Origin of the sequence: Gardnerella pickettii (genome assembly GCF_029226345.1) — a bacterium.
Classification (GTDB): domain Bacteria; phylum Actinomycetota; class Actinomycetes; order Actinomycetales; family Bifidobacteriaceae; genus Bifidobacterium; species Bifidobacterium piotii.
Window position 1 is genome coordinate 731,908 of record NZ_JAKNCU010000001.1, and the last position, 15,116, is coordinate 747,023.

Below are 15,116 nucleotides of genomic sequence, written 5' to 3' on the forward strand. Positions count from 1 at the left end.
AACAAAACCCGCACAACGTTAAGAAGTGCGGGTTTATGTTTTGCGTTGACTTACGTTATTTTGCGTTGATTTACGCTACGTAAGTTGCATCGCGGAAGCTACTTAGTGTAGCGCTCGAAATCTTCGGCAGTATTCACCTGAACGCGCTGCTTAATAATGGACAAAATCCACTCTTTAGCTTGTGCAACCGGAACACCGTTCAATTGACTACCATCGCGGAATCGGAAGCTCACAGCATTGTTGTTAACATCCTCTTCGCCAGCAATCAAAGTGAATGGCACTTTAGACTTGGAAGCGTTACGAATCTTCTTGCCAAAGCGATCGTCGGAGCTATCCATTTCGCAACGAACCATATTCTCTTCCAAATCGCTAATAAACTTTTGCAAATGCGGAGCGAACTCGTCTGCAACAGGAACGCCAGTCACCTGAACTGGAGCCAACCATGCTGGGAACGCGCCTGCATAATGCTCAAGCAAAATAGCAAAGAAGCGCTCAATAGAGCCAAAGAGTGCGCGGTGAATCATAACCGGGCGCTGGTGACTACCGTCAGCCGCAATGTACTCCAACTTAAAGCGCTCAGGCAAGTTGAAGTCAAGCTGAATAGTAGAAACCTGCCAAGTGCGGCCGATTGCATCGCGAGCTTGCACAGAAATCTTAGGGCCGTAGAATGCAGCTCCGCCTGGATCGTCCACGAGTTCCAAACCAGACTCTTTAGCAACTTCTGCCAAAGTGTTTGTTGCTTCTTCCCAAATCTCGTCGGAACCAACGAACTTGTGCTCATCCTTAGTGGAAAGCTCCAAGTAGAAGTCGTTCAAACCGAAATCTTTAAGAAGACCAAGCACAAAGTTAAGCAAGCTCTTCAACTCATCACGCATCTGCTCACGAGTGCAGTAAATGTGCGAATCATCTTGAGTCAATCCGCGAACACGAGTCAAGCCATGCACAACGCCAGACTTTTCGTAGCGATACACGGTACCAAACTCAAACAAGCGCAAAGGAAGTTCGCGATAAGAACGCTGGCGAGACTTAAAGATCAAGTTATGCATTGGGCAATTCATTGGCTTCAAGTAGTAGTCAGCACCTTGGCGAGTTACATTGCCATTCTCGTCGCGCTCTTCATCAAGCTTCATTGGAGGATACATGCCATCCTTGTACCACTGCAAATGGCCAGAAGTCTCGTACAATCCGCCCTTAGTAATGTGAGGAGTTTGTACAAAGCTGTAGTGATGCTTTCTGTGCTGCTCACGCGAATAATCTTCCATTGCGTTAATAATCGCAGCACCCTTTGGGTGGAACACTGCCAAGCCTGGACCAATCTCGTCTGGGAACGAGAACAAATCCATCTCTTGACCAAGCTTACGATGATCGCGCTTAGCAGCCTCTTCCATGCGAGTTGTATAAGCCTTAAGCTCTTCCTTGCTAGGCCATGCAGTTCCGTAAATGCGCTGAAGCATAGGATTATGCTCCGAACCACGCCAGTAAGCTGCAGCTACACGCTCAAGCTTAAAAGCCTTAATATAACGCGTATTTGGCAAATGAGGTCCACGGCACAAATCGCTCCAGACCTTGTTGCCTTCGCGATCCAAATTGTCGTACATGCTAAGCTCGTGCTTGCTGATTTCGCCAGCAGCCGCAGGATCAAGAGCCGCTTCCTTATCTCCAATCAACTCCAACTTATAAGGTTGATTTGCTTCTTCTTCGCGCGCTTCGTCCTCTGTTACAACGCGGCGACGGAAGCTTTGAGACTCTTTAATAATGCGCTGCATATGCTTTTCGATTTGCTTCAAATCGTCTGGCGTAAATGGAGTATCAACATCGAAATCGTAGTAGAAGCCATCTTTAATTACAGGACCTACGCCCAACTTTGCGTCTGGTCGAATTTCTTGAACAGCTTGAGCCATCACGTGAGTAGCGGAATGACGCATGATTGCGATGCCATCTTCACTATCAAGTGCTACTGATTCCACGGTATCGCCGTTATGAAGAGGCGTGTACAAATCACGCAACTCGCCATTTAAACGCACGGCAATAATATTCTTATCTTCCGCGAAAAGTTCAACGCCAGTGAAGCTTGCATCCACCTCCTTGCGTTCCTCGTTTACGGTGATGGAGATGGTATTTTCAGCCATAATTGTCCTTTTCTATCGGGGTCTTGCGTTACTAATGTGCAGACCTGGACTTGTGTGGCGTCGATAAACTTACGCGATTAAAACATAAATAAAACGCGCAAAAACGACGTCAATCGCACGCATTTTTCACGCGCAATTCTCTGTTACTCTAGAACAACAGAGCGACTTTTTAACAATGATTTTTTGCAAAAACCAGAATAAATCTCATGTATTTTCAAAAAGATGCTTTCACTAAGCTTTACAACCAAAAAGAAGCATCCAGCGCAAATCGCGATAGTTCCTCCAGCAGAAAGTCTTAAAATCACCGCTAAGGCAAGTCCTAAAAGCGCTATAAAAATAGAAGACAATACGCACGCAAACACAAATTTGTTAATGGAGCGCATTCTGCTTTTAAGTGCTGCTGCAGGAGCTGCGATTAAAGATACCGAAACAACAGTTCCAACAGCTGGAATAATTACCGAAACCGTAATGATTATTAGCGCAAGAACAATTCCTTGCATTAATCCACTTCTGCCACCTAAAGCTTTATAATTTGTTGGATCAAAAGAGCAATGAATCAAATTAGCACTGTTAAAACTCCACAATCCTAGTGCAAGAGCGAATGCAATAATCGCAAAAATCACGTCTGCAGGAGTGCAATTAAGCAATGACCCTGTTAAAAATCCTTCAATGCGCAATGGAAGCGGCGCAAACCACTTGTTCAAAAAGTAGCCGCTAGCAAAACCAACAGTAAGAGTTATTCCAGCAGAAGCTTGAGAAGATATGCCCTTTAGCTTAGAAAGCACATGCATCATAAAAGACAAAACAATACAAGCCAAAGCAGCGCCGATAAAAAGACCAATAGACAAAATGTTCTGGTCAATCGTATAAACAGATGTAACTACAACTCCGATTACAGCTCCTGGAAAAGCAGCGTGAGTTATAGATTCGGTGAAGAAAATACGCTGATTAAGCAAAGCCAAGGATCCAACAAAACCGCATAATGCTCCAACAGCGATTGCCTCTACAATAGGAAGAGCGATAATTTGCCAAATACTTACCATTATTACTTTCCACCAGCCTCTATTGCGCTAGACTTTTTCTTTTTAGAAAACTTTTTAGAAAACACTAGTGCGCATGTAACTCTGTATAAGAATCTTAAAATAAAAACGATTACAAACATTGCGCAAATACTTAGTGCCACTGCAGCTTGCGGAGAAACTGGATGATCAAGCTCCAAGTTCATAGCATACATGCCTAATAAAACGCCAAAAACACCAACCGCAACGCCAACAAACGCCATACGCCCAACAGTGCGCGCAACCAATCTTGCGCTAGCTCCAGGAATAACAAGGTATCCAATAACAAGAAGTACACCAACAGCCGAAGATGCAGAAACTACAACAGACGCAATTGCAACGTTTAGCACAATATCTACAAGTAAAGTATTAACACCCATTAAAGGAGCACTAGCGCGGTCAAACGCAACAACAATCTGCTTCTTCCAAGTTAGCGCAAGCAATGCGATTGCAAATAAACAAATAAGCATGGCTTGAGTCATTCTATCGTCTGTAACATCTAGCAAGCGTCCAAACATAAGTGCTTCAAGCTGGCCAGACATATCTCCCTTTTTAAGAGATATTACGATTCCAAGCGCAAAAAATGTTGTTAAAACTGTTGCAATTATTGACTCGTTGATTTTTTGAGACCTAGATGCCCACACAAGAGCTGCGACCAGAAAAATTGCACAAATCGAAGCTCCTGGAATGATTTGCCCAATTCCTCCATACAACGCTCCGACTACGATTCCAGGGAAAATCCCGTGAACCAAAGCCTCCGCATTAAACTCGGCGCATCTTAAGTTAACAAACACGCCAACTATTCCGCTAGCAATCGCAAGAACAATAAGAAGACAGAACGGCCTAAAAATGTATGGAGCAGACGCAATAAAGTCAAATCCTGGTATAGGCTCGAGGATTTTGCGCAAAGACTCAACCAATTCAGCTAGCATTGGATTCGTCTCCTAAAGCAGAATCTAACGAAGCATCTAACGAATCATCTTTGTTTGCTAATTGATTCAAAGTAAGGCCCGCACTTGCAGCTGGCATACTTCCACCATAAGCCAAAGATATGTTTTCTTTAGTCATGACTTTTCTAAGAGACCCAAAAGCTACTTGACGACCAGCCAAAAGCAAGGCTTTTTCGCAAATCGCATCCGCGATTACCAAGTCGTGAGTAGACACAATAAACGAAATACCCTCTTCTTTAGCGGACTTCATAATGTTTAGCAATTCTTTTCGATTCGGCTCGTCTAATCCGTTAAAAGGCTCGTCTAAAAGAATCAACGTAGGTCGCGCAACAATAGCGCGTGCAAGCAATATTCGCTGACGCTGGCCTCCAGAAAGATCGCCAAATCTAACATCTGCTCTGTCTAGCAAACCAACATGATTAAGAGCGCTCTCAACAGCTTCTTTCTGACTTTTTTTAAGCAAACCAAAAAATCCAGTTTGCCTACTTAAGCCCATTGCTACAACTTGACGAGCGGTGATTGGAAAAGTCAAATCCAAATCAACTTGTTGAGGAACATAGCCTATTGAAACCGTTTTCGGCATTGTTAAGCTTCCATTACTCACTCGCACAATACCAATAATCGCCTGCAAAAACGTTGTTTTCCCAGAACCGTTAGGCCCAATCAAAGCTAAAGCCTCTCCAGCTTCTACACTTCCGCTAAGACCAGTTACAACAGTTTTATAACCGTACGCTAAGTCGCAATCTTTCATTGCGAGAACGCTCTTATTCACTATAAATTAACCTTCTTGTAACTACTTTTGTAGTGATTTATGATTTTCCGCCACTTCTGTAGCTACCTATTAACTACTTTTTTAGCGCATCTTTTACAGATTCTGGAAGGTCTGGAATTTTGCCATCCCAAGCCTTAACAAGAGTCTGAACGTTGTGAACAATAGAACCAATATATGTCTCGCCAGCCGAGCCAACAGGACCAAGAGAATCGCCGTAAAGCGCATCGTCTCCAATAATCGCCTTTACACCTGCAGCAGCAGCCACAGCCTTAATAGACTTGGAATTGTTGGAATTTTCGGCAAAGATTGCTACAGCACCAGACTTTTTAACAGCTTCTGCAGCCTCCTTAATGTGGTCTGCTGTTGCATCTTGCTGGCTGTTAAAGTCGGAAAGCGCTGCGCCAATAAACTTAACGTTGTAATCGCGCGAGAAGTATCCAAATGCATCGTGCGAAGTAAATAGAACGCGATGCTCCTGCGGAACACTATTCAAAGCACTAGTTGCCCAAGAGTCTAAATCGGTAAGCGACTTAACGAACTTTTCAACATGCTCGTCGAAGATTGACTTGCTTTCTGGAAGAGCTTTGCCAAGGAAGTTACCAATATTCTTGACTTGAATCATAGTGTTCTTAGTGCTGGTCCAGATATGCGGATCGTACTGGAATTCTGGCTCCTTCTCGCCTTCTTCTGGTGGGAATGGCCACTTTTCGGCGTGAACCTTTTCAATACCGCGGTCAATCTTGTAAGGAAGATTCTTTTCTTTAGCAGCTTGCGCTTTTGAATCCTTGATTTCGTCGGCAGTAAGAATGCCAGAAGTTACACCCATTGTGCCCTTAAATCCAGTAGCTTTTACAGCCTGATCTAAGAAGTGCTCAAGATCTACTCCAGAAACAAGCATTAAATCTGCTTTAGAAAGCGCTTTGGATTGGGCTGGAGTCATCTCGTGCTCGTGAGCAGATGCGTTTGGAGCAAGCAAGCATGTAAGGTTGATTGTTGACTTTGCTTTGTTTGCTGGCGCGCCAATCACAGACTTTTTGCCTTGAGAATCGGTTTTATTAAGGCTTAATCCAGATTTTGCATCTGCAGTGGATGCGATTTGAGTTACGTAATCGCAGATTTGCGTGGTTGTTGCAACTACGTTTACTTGATTGCCGTTAGTCTTTTGATCTGCTGTCTTAACTGTTGATCCACATGCGCACAAGCCAACAGTTAGCAAAGCGGCGGTGGCTGCGGTGGCAAAAATTCGTGCAGTTTTCACTATTTTCCTTTCCGGAATCTATGAATTCACATTATTGAAATTCACATTATTGCAATTTTTCTTGTGTTTTCCTATGCACTTTAACTTGTGCTATCTTTTTTAATCTTGTAATTAGGAAAGATTATCGTTAGCAATAACGCTTTAAGCATAGAAAAAATAAAAAGCTTGGTCAATAAAATCACAAAAAATTATCGGAATTTTTTATAAAACAGCGTGTCGCAATTTTTTTGTTTGATATAATTGCGATTTTTCTTGCGACCTTTCTTGCGATTTGCCAATAAATGATGTATAGGAACGCAAAATTGTCACTACTATCAAGCAATAATAACGCATAATCAACAATCGCACACAATCAACAATCACGCATAATCAACAATCGCACATATTCACTAGAATCGTAAGTATGACTCCACTTCTAAACACAGCCAGTATAGATGTAAAAGATGCTAGCAAATGCTTAAAAAAACCAAACGAATCAAGCAATAAGTACTCTAGAGGCGTTCTTGGATTAGTAACAGGATCAAACGCATACCCAGGAGCGGCCGTTTTAAGCACAAAATCTGCATCACGCAGCAACATTGGCATGGTTCGCTACGCGGGGCCATTTAGAGCGCAAAATCTTGTTTTACAAGCAGTTCCAGAAGCCGTTGTTTCAGATTGCTTGCAAGGAAAAGTCAATGCTATAACTGTTGGATCTGGAATCCCAGATTATGAGTATTGCAATGATGATTCAACAAAATCACAACGAGACTATATTTTAAACTTGCTTAAACCATATAGCGCACATAGTGCAGAAAATCAAGAAAACACAAACCTACCGCCCGTATGCGTAGACGCTGGAGCGCTTGATTTATTGCCTAAAAAAGTTTGTGAAAAAGTTGTTTTAACTCCTCATGCTTTAGAATTAAGCAAGCTATTAAAACGTTATAACCTTGATTTTAGCGCGGAAAATATTGCAAAAAATCCTGTAGAATTCGCTCAAAAAGCGGCAGATCTTACTGGAGCAACCGTTCTTCTTAAAGGCTCTACAACTGTTGTTGCATCTGCAGAAAGTTTGAACTTGCCAATATTTACTTGCACATATGGCCCATCTTGGCTTGCGACCGCTGGGTCTGGAGATGTTCTTGCGGGTATTTTAGGCGCACTTCTTGCGCAGAATAATTGCGAACTAAATCAAAATGCAAACTACGCATTAATCGCTGCTAGCGCGGCTGTGATTCATGGATTGGCCGCAAAGTTGGCTGCAAAGTCGTACGCAAAGTCGTACGCAAAGTTAGACGCAAAGTCGTATGCAAAAAGTGTTTACAATCGCGAAAATTACGAAAAGCGCGAAAATCGCGAAGATATTGAGCATCCAATAGTCGCAAGTAATATTATTGATGCATTGCCCTATGTTCTTGGATCTTTAATTAATCTTGATTAAAAGAAGAAAAGCGAAAGAAGAAAAATGACAAACACAAATATAAATGCAAATAAAAATGCAAATAAAAACACAGAATCTGTTGAAATTCACGACGTAATGTTCGATTATTGCAAAGTTTTACTTGAGTGGAATTGCAGGAATTGCTTGCAAAAACAGTTCCCAGATTTAGTAGACACAATTTGCCCTAATGGCACTTTTGGAAAAGACGATTTGGCTGGATTCTATGAGTTTGAAGATCGTATGGACGGCGGCGAACTATTAAAAGACCTTTTGCCAGAATATGAGAGGCGATTTGGCAAGGATCTTAGCAACGCTTTTCAATGGTATTGCGCACACTACGATCAAGTTCTTACACGCATGATGCCTGGAATGGTTGATTTATTGCACGATTTGCGCAAAGCTGGCTACGGCGTTTGGGGATTGACTAACTGGTCTAAAGAAACTTTCCCACTTGCATTGCGTAAATTCCCAGAATTGAACACACTTTTGCAGGGTACGGTTATTTCTGGCGTTGAAAAATTGCATAAGCCACAGCCCGAGATTTTTGAGCTTGCTATGAGCAGATTTGGGTTAAAACCGCAAACAACTGTTTTCTTCGACGATAAGCCAGTAAATATCGATGGCGCACATAACGTTGGAATGCATGGGTTTGTTTTTACTACAGCGCAAAAAGCTAGAGAGGATTTGGCATCGCTGGGCGTTAGATTGTAAGCGTTAGTAGCTAGTCGATAGTAGCTAGGCGTTAATCGCAAGATTATAGGCGTTAGTTTATAGTTGTTATAGTTGTAATAGTTGGAAATAGTCAAGTATAAAAAATAGTCAAGTATAAATCCCAAAAATCGGAAGGCTCTTAATAATGACGCTGCTGCAATTAAAGTACATTGTGAAAATCGTAGAGTGCGGATCTATGAACGAAGCTTCGCACGAACTTTATGTTTCACAACCAGCGTTAAGCTCTTCCGTAAAAGAGCTAGAGCGAGAGCTTGGAATTGAGATTTTTACAAGGTCTTCTCAAGGAATTGCATTAACGGTTGATGGAGCTGAGTTTTTAACATACGCGCGCCAAGTTTTAGACCAGGCAGATTTGCTAGAAGAGCGCTACAACAGCACTAAGCCTAGAAAACAGCTTTGCAGCGTTGCAACTCAGCACTACATGTTTGCTGTTGAGGCTTTTGTAGACATGATTCGCAGCATAGATTCTAACGAGTACGAGTTTTCGCTAAGGGAAACGCGCACAAAGAACATTATTAATCAAGTGACTTCAATGCGCGCAGATCTTGGCTTGCTTTATCTTTCCGACTACAACAAAGACGTTATTGGAAAAATGCTTCGAGAAAAGCATCTTGAGTTTCATCCGCTTTTCCGCGCTAATTTGCACGTTTTTATTTCTAGGAATAATCCGCTCGCAAATCGCAAGAAGCTTACTTTGGAGGATTTGCGACCATATCCGTTTATTCAGTACGAGCAGGGAGAAGACGGGAGCTTCTTCTTTACAGAGGAAGCGGTTTGGCCTCAACATCCGCCTAAAAAGATTAATGTTACAGACCGCGCAACCATTTTGAACTTTATTATTGGTCTTAATGGTTTTACAATTTGCACTGGAATCGACAATGGCGACTTGAATAACGAGAAAATCGTGACCATTCCGCTGGATTGCGAAGAAACCATGCTTGTTGGGTGGATTAAGAATGAGCGCACGAATCTTTCTCCTGCAGCACTTGCGTATCTTTCTCAACTCGAATCTGTGCTAATTAAACACGGGTATCAGGTAATAAATAGAGCTAAGTAAATAGTAGAGCCAAGTAGACAGCTGCGCGTAGCACTATGCGATAAAACTGTGCGTAGAACTTTGTTAGCATAGCTACAGATTTTGCAATTAGCCCTTATTTTGGGTTATTAACACGAATGTGAGAATGATTGCATGTGCCCCCTCAGGGATTCGAACTATTGAGGGATTTACCATCTAACACTAGGAAGATGTAAAAACCCATATGATAGAATCGAATCGAGAGCTGGGGCTCCCCCTTACCCTTGACCCTTCACGGGGTAGGTTTGGGGGAATGACCAGCTCTTTTGCAATAGCTAATTTTCCCGTTTTCTATTATGCAAACGCAATTTAGTTTCGTATCTTCTCTAGATAAACGTTTTTGAAGAATAGTATTTATTGAATCCCCTGTTACATTGGATATTCTAAAAAATAACGATATAATGAACGTAACGCGAGGGCCTCGCAGCTGCCGTTTACGTCAGATTGTTAGTCGAGGGGATCCCTCGCAATTTTCATTCTAAGCATATTTTCTAGGGTTATAGGTTCTAGTGTTATAGACCAAAATTTATTTTTTATTCGTCTAATGGATCAACTTTACGCGGCAACCCTAAATCGTCTGCTATATCATCATAGTCATCGCCACATTCATAAGGATCTAGCAGGTTATATGCTTCGATTAACAACTCTTTAGGCGCACTCTTGTGCAACCATGCTTCTACTAAATAATAATCAATTGCAATAGACGGTTCGCCTGCTCGAATAGCACTATTGGCTGCTTCTTTCCAAGTTTCATCCATGTATGGTTCAGCATAAGGCCGAAGTTTCTCAGCCATGTCATAACAAAGTTTCATAATATCCATTAGCTTTTCACACCTCTCTTATCTTCCACAACTGGGAATGCTGTATTAACGCGCATACTTTTAATTGTTTACCACCTTTTGCAAGGTGGTTAAAATCTGATAATTGTTGATTTAATATAAAATTTATTTTTTATTCGTCTAATGGATCAACTTTACGCGGCAACCCTAAATCGTCTGCTATATTGTCATGTATATCGCCGCACTCATAAGGCTCTAGCAGGTTATAGGCTTCTATTAGCAGCTCTTTAGGTGCGCTCTTGTGTAGCCATGCTTCTACTAAATAAGCATCAATTGCAACTGACGGTTCTCCTGCGTCAATAGCATCATTAACAAATTCTTTGGAAAATTCACTCATATATGGCTCAGCATAGGGACGGAGCTTCTCAGCCATATCATAACAAAGTTTCATAATATCCATTAGCTTTTCACTCCTCTCTTATTTTCAACGACTGAGAACAAGGTATTAACGCGCCACCCTTTTCTTTTTCTCGCTCAATCGTTGCAAAAAACTGAAAAACGTGGGGTGCTCCTCAGACTGATGTTCCAGTCTTGAAAGCTGGTTGCCGAGGTCCCCACGCTGGTTATACTGTATCACAATATTTATAGTATCACCTCTGCGTATGAGGGAAAGACTATAGTGGATTGTGAGTCCTGGACACTTCGTCTGTTCGGGACTCTTTATTTACTTATTGCGCTTCAAGGATTACCACTGCGTATTAGGTAAAGACTTATATGATAGAATCGAAGTGAAGGCTAGGGCTCCTCTTACCCCTTAATCTCGTAACGAGTTGGTTTGAGGGTATGACTAGCTTTCGTATATTCCAACTGTTTTATAGTCTTTAATGATTCATATGTTATAAGCGAAAGTAAAGGAGCCCACACAACGCCTAAGGTGAGTAAATCAACCGACGGCATGAAGCCGACTTTCAACGCAGGAAGACTCCTATAGCTCATGATAGCAAATATTGCTTTATTGCACAACTTTGACTTTGTTTGTATGCTAAATCTAATTTATAGAGTTGACGCGCAGGCGTATCAAAATTGTTGCGTTAAGGAAACAGTTTTGATACACAAATGTTGAGTTGTTATACGCAGATGCTGGCTTATTATACACAGATGCTGAGTTGTTATTATGTACAAATTGAGCAATAAAAACATATATAATCCCTAGCAAGTTGGATAATAAACTCATGAATATTGCAGATCAGCATAAAAAGGCAGCAGAGTTTATTGAGCGCTGGCAAGGTCGCGGCGACGAAAAACAGGAAACACAGAAGTTTTGGCTTGATTTTATGCAAAACGTTCTAGACGTTCCAAACGCAATAAACAATACCGAGTTTGAGTATCGCACTGCTGGCGGCGGATACATAGACATGTTGTGTACCGACTCTCGTTTTCTTGTTGAACAAAAAAGTAAGAATGTTGATCTTGATAAGCCAGAAGAACGTCAAGGTACTTTGGTTACTCCAGCTGAACAAGCTGTAAGATATTCCGACAATCTTCCACTCAGTAAAAAGCCTACTTTTATTTGTACATGCAACTTTAATACTTTTCGCTTCTACGATCTTGAGAAAGATCCAAGAGCGCAGAAGTCACCTGTTGAAGAGTTCACTTTAGATAAGCTTGCTGAACATTTAACTGTGTTCCGTAACATTTTTAGCGAGAATCGTTCGCGCAACTATATTGAAAAACAGCTTTCCGAAAAAGCTGGATTATTGGTAGCTAACTTGCACAACGAACTAGAAAAACAGTATGTAGATCCGAATAGTGAAAAAGAACATCATTCTTTAGCATTGATAACTGTTCGCATAGTGTTTTGCTTATATGCTGAAGATGCTGGATTATTTACGAATCATATTTTCAGTAATTATATTCATAACGCTCAATCTAGCGATCTTCGTAGAAAGCTTATTGACTTATTTAATACTCTTGATACTAAAGAAAAAGATAGAGATAAGTATCTTGAAGATGAGTTGCAACAATTCCCATACGTAAATGGTGGATTGTTCCGTGAAAATATTGAGATTCCGCAACTTACTGAGTCAATTAAAAATGCGATTTTGCACGCTGGAGATGATTTCGATTGGCATACAATTAGCCCAGTTATTTTTGGATCCTTGATGGAAGAAACATTAAGTCATGATCAGCGGCGAAAAGGCGGAATGCATTACACTACTGTGAAGAATATTCATAGGTTGATTGATCCACTATTTTTAGATGACTTAACAAATGAGCTTACAAAAATTGAAACTGATCAAAAGATTTCTAGAAAAATTCGCAAAAGCCAATTAGAAAAATATCAAGACAAGCTTGCAAGCCTTCAGTTTTTAGAACTTACATATGATATAGTGAAGTATTACCAATTTGTACACTTATACCTAGTAACTAAAACAGGTAACAAATCAAATATTAAACTGTGCGAAAAAAGAGATCCAATAAAACCATCTGAAATGATGAATTACAATCCAATTCAAAACTCATACTCAGCATTATGGAGTGAGTATAAAATCGTCAACGAACCAATCCATATAATTAACATAATCAGGAGAATATTAGAATATTATTTCCTTCAAATATGTGGGTATGACGGATTCACCCTTAAAAGCATTATGCTAAATAAAAGTAAAGATATGTTTATTACTACTACTAGCAGCAATATAGAAGATTACTCATACTATCATCTTGCCTCAGCGATGCTTGCATACATACAAACAAGAGAATCAGTAAGCATAATTGATGGTATTAATTATGTGGAGAATAGTTTTAATGTAGAACAAGTAAGAAAAACATTCGAAATGATTTTTAATTGCATGGTTCAAGGTCAACACTACGCCATGATGATGAATATAAATACAGACGATGAAATTTAAAATTGGCGCAGTTAATAAAATTATAAAGAATGTAGAAGAGCAAGGAAAAATAGAAATGGACTATAATAAATCAGAATTAGAAAATGAATTAGAAAAACTTATAAAGCAATATTCTGATAGTTTTTCATCAAAAACATATGATGAAGAAAACAATGAATACGATCCATTAATGAGACTGTTTAATATCACCCCTGCAATAAAACGTGAAAACAGGCAATATTGGGGTAGAGAATTAGGAAAATTTTGGGAAAGATTTGTTATCGAAATTTTTAAATTTTGCAGACCAGATCTTTTTAAACCAGCCAAAAAATATGGGAGAGACGAACCATACGACTTAATAGTAGGTAAATATGCTATTGACACAAAATATAGAGTAGGATCTGGAGATTCGGGCACTTTAAAAAAATTTAAACAATACGGAGAAAAGATATCTAATTTAGGTTATAAGCCTATATTCTTAATGGTTAGAGAAGACAATTTGCCCGCAGCTATGACAGCAATTCATAAAGGTGGCTGGACAACATATACAGGGAAAGCTTCATTTGAATTCATAACAAATCTTACAGGAATTGATATTTTACAATTGCTTAATAATTTTAACGATACCTATTGGATTGATAGATAAAAAGAAGATAACCGTAAATAAATGTTTACGGTTATCTTCTTTTTATCTATTCCTTCATATCTATACGTTTCTCTGCTATTTTTGCATACTCGGGATTAATTTCAATTCCAATCCAATCTATCCCCAATCTTTCTGCAGCGACTGCGGTCGTACCTGATCCTAAAAAGGGATCTATAACAATATTTCCATCGATTTTAGGAATAATCATTTCTACTAATCTTTCAATTAGTTCTATTGGTTTAACTGTAATATGCGTATTAAACCCATTTTTAGAATCTCTTTTTATTCCATCGAAAATATTTGATTGAAATCCCTCAATTCCATCCCCTTGCGTTTTTAATAGTCCAACATTATATAAACTTAGTGTATTCAAATAATTATTTATTATCGGTTTCTGTACTACAGTTATCGCTTCCCATTCATTCCTTAAAGCACTATGCCATCCACTCCACGATTCTGAATTTTTTACACCCATCTTTTCTAATTTTTTTTCAGCATTTAAACCTTTTGGTATGCCACTTTGTCTCTTCCAAACTAATGTATCCCTCGCATAAAATCCCTCATCTTCTAGAGCTACCTGAACGTGTGCAGATGTTCTAGTACTATTAAAAACCATTACATACGATCCCGGCTTTAATATTCTAAATAATTCTTTTCCCCATTGACGAATCCAATTTCTATATTCTAAAATATTTTCTCTGTTTTTCTCATACCACCTTTTATTTCTCACACCACCAGCTAAACCACTTCCATACGGAATATTTTTCACTAATGTTGATGAATTTTTCAATTTACTTCGTTCTACACGCCTCTCTATCTCATTTTGATTCCAGTCCCTACCGATAAACTCATAATTATAGGGGGGGTCTGTAACGCAACCAGCAATCGAATTATCTGGTATATTTTTTAGTATCTTCATACAATCTCCAATTACAACTTTATTAATAAAGTCCTTCATACAATAACCAATCTTTAATAATCTAGAATGTCTATACCAGCATGCACCAAACGGTCATATCTTTCTTTAGATATGATCACAGCACGTGGTTTTCCGTTTTTAAGTATAAAAGCAGCTTCGTCATTCTCAGCCAATTTTGTAATAATTTTTGATGATTGTCCTCGCAAAAAGTCAGACATATTATAAAAATCCATAGTACTTCTGCTATTTTTAGAACCCATATGTTACCACCTTCATATATAAAGTATGACAAATAGTAATGCATTTTTCAACTTATATTATAATGATAACAATAATTACATTTACTTTTTATTTTGACTGACATATGCATGCTTTACTTTACTACCCATTTATAGGTTAGATATCAAACTATTCTCCGACACAAACAGCATTTTAATTCTAAAATTATATTTCAAAAAATCCCACTGATATATTTTTATCGGAC

Annotated in this window: 14 protein-coding genes; 5 read left to right on the forward strand and 9 right to left on the reverse strand. The window is 39.6% G+C overall.

Annotated elements, in window-relative coordinates:
* Positions 1 to 98 precede the first annotated feature (98 nt).
* The 5 genes from thrS to MAF46_RS02850 form a co-directional block, all read right to left on the reverse strand.
* A complete protein-coding gene (gene thrS / locus MAF46_RS02830; protein WP_060785924.1) occupies positions 99 to 2,129 on the reverse strand; it encodes a threonine--tRNA ligase in 2,031 nt (676 codons plus the stop codon).
* A gap of 143 nt (positions 2,130 to 2,272) precedes the next feature.
* Positions 2,273 to 3,172 (reverse strand): metal ABC transporter permease, encoded by a 900-nt coding sequence (locus MAF46_RS02835; protein ID WP_060785923.1) that lies wholly within the window; start codon positions 3,170 to 3,172, stop codon positions 2,273 to 2,275.
* Positions 3,173 to 3,174: 2 nt separating this feature from the next.
* A complete protein-coding gene (locus MAF46_RS02840) occupies positions 3,175 to 4,119 on the reverse strand; it encodes a metal ABC transporter permease (protein ID WP_060785922.1) in 945 nt (314 codons plus the stop codon).
* Positions 4,109 to 4,888, reverse strand: a complete 780-nt coding sequence (locus MAF46_RS02845; RefSeq protein WP_060786029.1) for a metal ABC transporter ATP-binding protein — start codon at positions 4,886 to 4,888, stop codon at positions 4,109 to 4,111. The genes MAF46_RS02840 and MAF46_RS02845 overlap by 11 nt, the downstream gene beginning before the upstream one ends.
* A 94-nt stretch (positions 4,889 to 4,982) precedes the next feature.
* Positions 4,983 to 6,167 (reverse strand): metal ABC transporter solute-binding protein, Zn/Mn family, encoded by a 1,185-nt coding sequence (locus tag MAF46_RS02850; RefSeq protein ID WP_060785921.1) that lies wholly within the window; start codon positions 6,165 to 6,167, stop codon positions 4,983 to 4,985.
* A 403-nt stretch (positions 6,168 to 6,570) separates the two neighbouring features.
* Here MAF46_RS02850 and MAF46_RS02855 point away from each other — a divergent pair, with 403 nt between their 5' ends.
* The 3 genes from MAF46_RS02855 to MAF46_RS02865 all read left to right on the forward strand — a co-directional run bounded on the left by MAF46_RS02855 (position 6,571) and on the right by MAF46_RS02865 (position 9,379).
* The gene (locus MAF46_RS02855) at positions 6,571 to 7,590 is read left to right on the forward strand and encodes an ADP-dependent NAD(P)H-hydrate dehydratase (protein ID WP_060785920.1); all 1,020 of its coding nucleotides are present in this window, start codon (positions 6,571 to 6,573) and stop codon (positions 7,588 to 7,590) included.
* Between the two features lie 24 nt (positions 7,591 to 7,614).
* Positions 7,615 to 8,301, forward strand: coding sequence for an HAD family hydrolase (locus MAF46_RS02860; RefSeq protein WP_060785919.1), 687 nt, complete (start codon positions 7,615 to 7,617; stop codon positions 8,299 to 8,301).
* Between the two features lie 145 nt (positions 8,302 to 8,446).
* Positions 8,447 to 9,379: a LysR family transcriptional regulator gene (locus tag MAF46_RS02865; RefSeq protein WP_016635366.1), complete on the forward strand. Its 933-nt coding sequence runs from the start codon at positions 8,447 to 8,449 to the stop codon at positions 9,377 to 9,379.
* 551 nt (positions 9,380 to 9,930) lie between these two features.
* Here MAF46_RS02865 and MAF46_RS02870 read toward each other — a convergent pair.
* Together MAF46_RS02870 and MAF46_RS02875 are read right to left on the reverse strand one after the other, a co-directional pair.
* Positions 9,931 to 10,218 carry a hypothetical protein gene (locus MAF46_RS02870; protein ID WP_060785918.1) on the reverse strand — a complete coding sequence of 96 codons (288 nt, stop codon included), beginning with the start codon at positions 10,216 to 10,218 and terminating at the stop codon, positions 9,931 to 9,933.
* A 130-nt stretch (positions 10,219 to 10,348) separates the two neighbouring features.
* Complete coding sequence (locus MAF46_RS02875; RefSeq protein WP_275883739.1) at positions 10,349 to 10,636, reverse strand: hypothetical protein; 288 nt, start codon at positions 10,634 to 10,636, stop codon at positions 10,349 to 10,351.
* 757 nt (positions 10,637 to 11,393) lie between these two features.
* On the opposite strand from MAF46_RS02875, the gene MAF46_RS02880 reads away from it, so the two are divergent.
* Together MAF46_RS02880 and MAF46_RS02885 are read left to right on the forward strand one after the other, a co-directional pair.
* The gene (locus MAF46_RS02880) at positions 11,394 to 13,088 is read left to right on the forward strand and encodes a type IIL restriction-modification enzyme MmeI (protein ID WP_155640123.1); all 1,695 of its coding nucleotides are present in this window, start codon (positions 11,394 to 11,396) and stop codon (positions 13,086 to 13,088) included.
* Positions 13,078 to 13,713, forward strand: coding sequence for a hypothetical protein (locus MAF46_RS02885; protein WP_196485402.1), 636 nt, complete (start codon positions 13,078 to 13,080; stop codon positions 13,711 to 13,713). The genes MAF46_RS02880 and MAF46_RS02885 overlap by 11 nt, the downstream gene beginning before the upstream one ends.
* A 46-nt stretch (positions 13,714 to 13,759) precedes the next feature.
* Here MAF46_RS02885 and MAF46_RS02890 read toward each other — a convergent pair whose 3' ends face one another.
* Complete coding sequence (locus MAF46_RS02890) at positions 13,760 to 14,671, reverse strand: DNA-methyltransferase (protein ID WP_060785915.1); 912 nt, start codon at positions 14,669 to 14,671, stop codon at positions 13,760 to 13,762.
* A 14-nt stretch (positions 14,672 to 14,685) separates the two neighbouring features.
* Entirely contained in the window at positions 14,686 to 14,892 is a 207-nt protein-coding gene (locus MAF46_RS02895; protein ID WP_060785914.1) for a type II toxin-antitoxin system Phd/YefM family antitoxin, read from the reverse strand.
* Between the last annotated feature and the right edge of the window lie 224 nt (positions 14,893 to 15,116).

Excerpts from the sequence above, each read along its gene's own strand:
- MAF46_RS02860 (WP_060785919.1), top strand. The coding sequence starts at position 7,615 with ATGACAAACACAAATATAAATGCAAATAAAAATGCAAATAAAAACACA.
- MAF46_RS02870 (WP_060785918.1), bottom strand. The coding sequence starts at position 10,218 with ATGGATATTATGAAACTTTGTTATGACATGGCTGAGAAACTTCGGCCT.
- MAF46_RS02885 (WP_196485402.1), top strand. The coding sequence starts at position 13,078 with ATGAAATTTAAAATTGGCGCAGTTAATAAAATTATAAAGAATGTAGAA.
- MAF46_RS02845 (WP_060786029.1), bottom strand. The coding sequence starts at position 4,888 with ATGAAAGATTGCGACTTAGCGTACGGTTATAAAACTGTTGTAACTGGT.
- MAF46_RS02875 (WP_275883739.1), bottom strand. The coding sequence starts at position 10,636 with ATGGATATTATGAAACTTTGTTATGATATGGCTGAGAAGCTCCGTCCC.
- MAF46_RS02865 (WP_016635366.1), top strand. The coding sequence starts at position 8,447 with ATGACGCTGCTGCAATTAAAGTACATTGTGAAAATCGTAGAGTGCGGA.
- MAF46_RS02890 (WP_060785915.1), bottom strand. The coding sequence starts at position 14,671 with ATGAAGGACTTTATTAATAAAGTTGTAATTGGAGATTGTATGAAGATA.
- MAF46_RS02840 (WP_060785922.1), bottom strand. The coding sequence starts at position 4,119 with ATGCTAGCTGAATTGGTTGAGTCTTTGCGCAAAATCCTCGAGCCTATA.
- MAF46_RS02835 (WP_060785923.1), bottom strand. The coding sequence starts at position 3,172 with ATGGTAAGTATTTGGCAAATTATCGCTCTTCCTATTGTAGAGGCAATC.
- MAF46_RS02855 (WP_060785920.1), top strand. The coding sequence starts at position 6,571 with ATGACTCCACTTCTAAACACAGCCAGTATAGATGTAAAAGATGCTAGC.
- MAF46_RS02895 (WP_060785914.1), bottom strand. The coding sequence starts at position 14,892 with ATGGGTTCTAAAAATAGCAGAAGTACTATGGATTTTTATAATATGTCT.
- thrS (WP_060785924.1), bottom strand. The coding sequence starts at position 2,129 with ATGGCTGAAAATACCATCTCCATCACCGTAAACGAGGAACGCAAGGAG.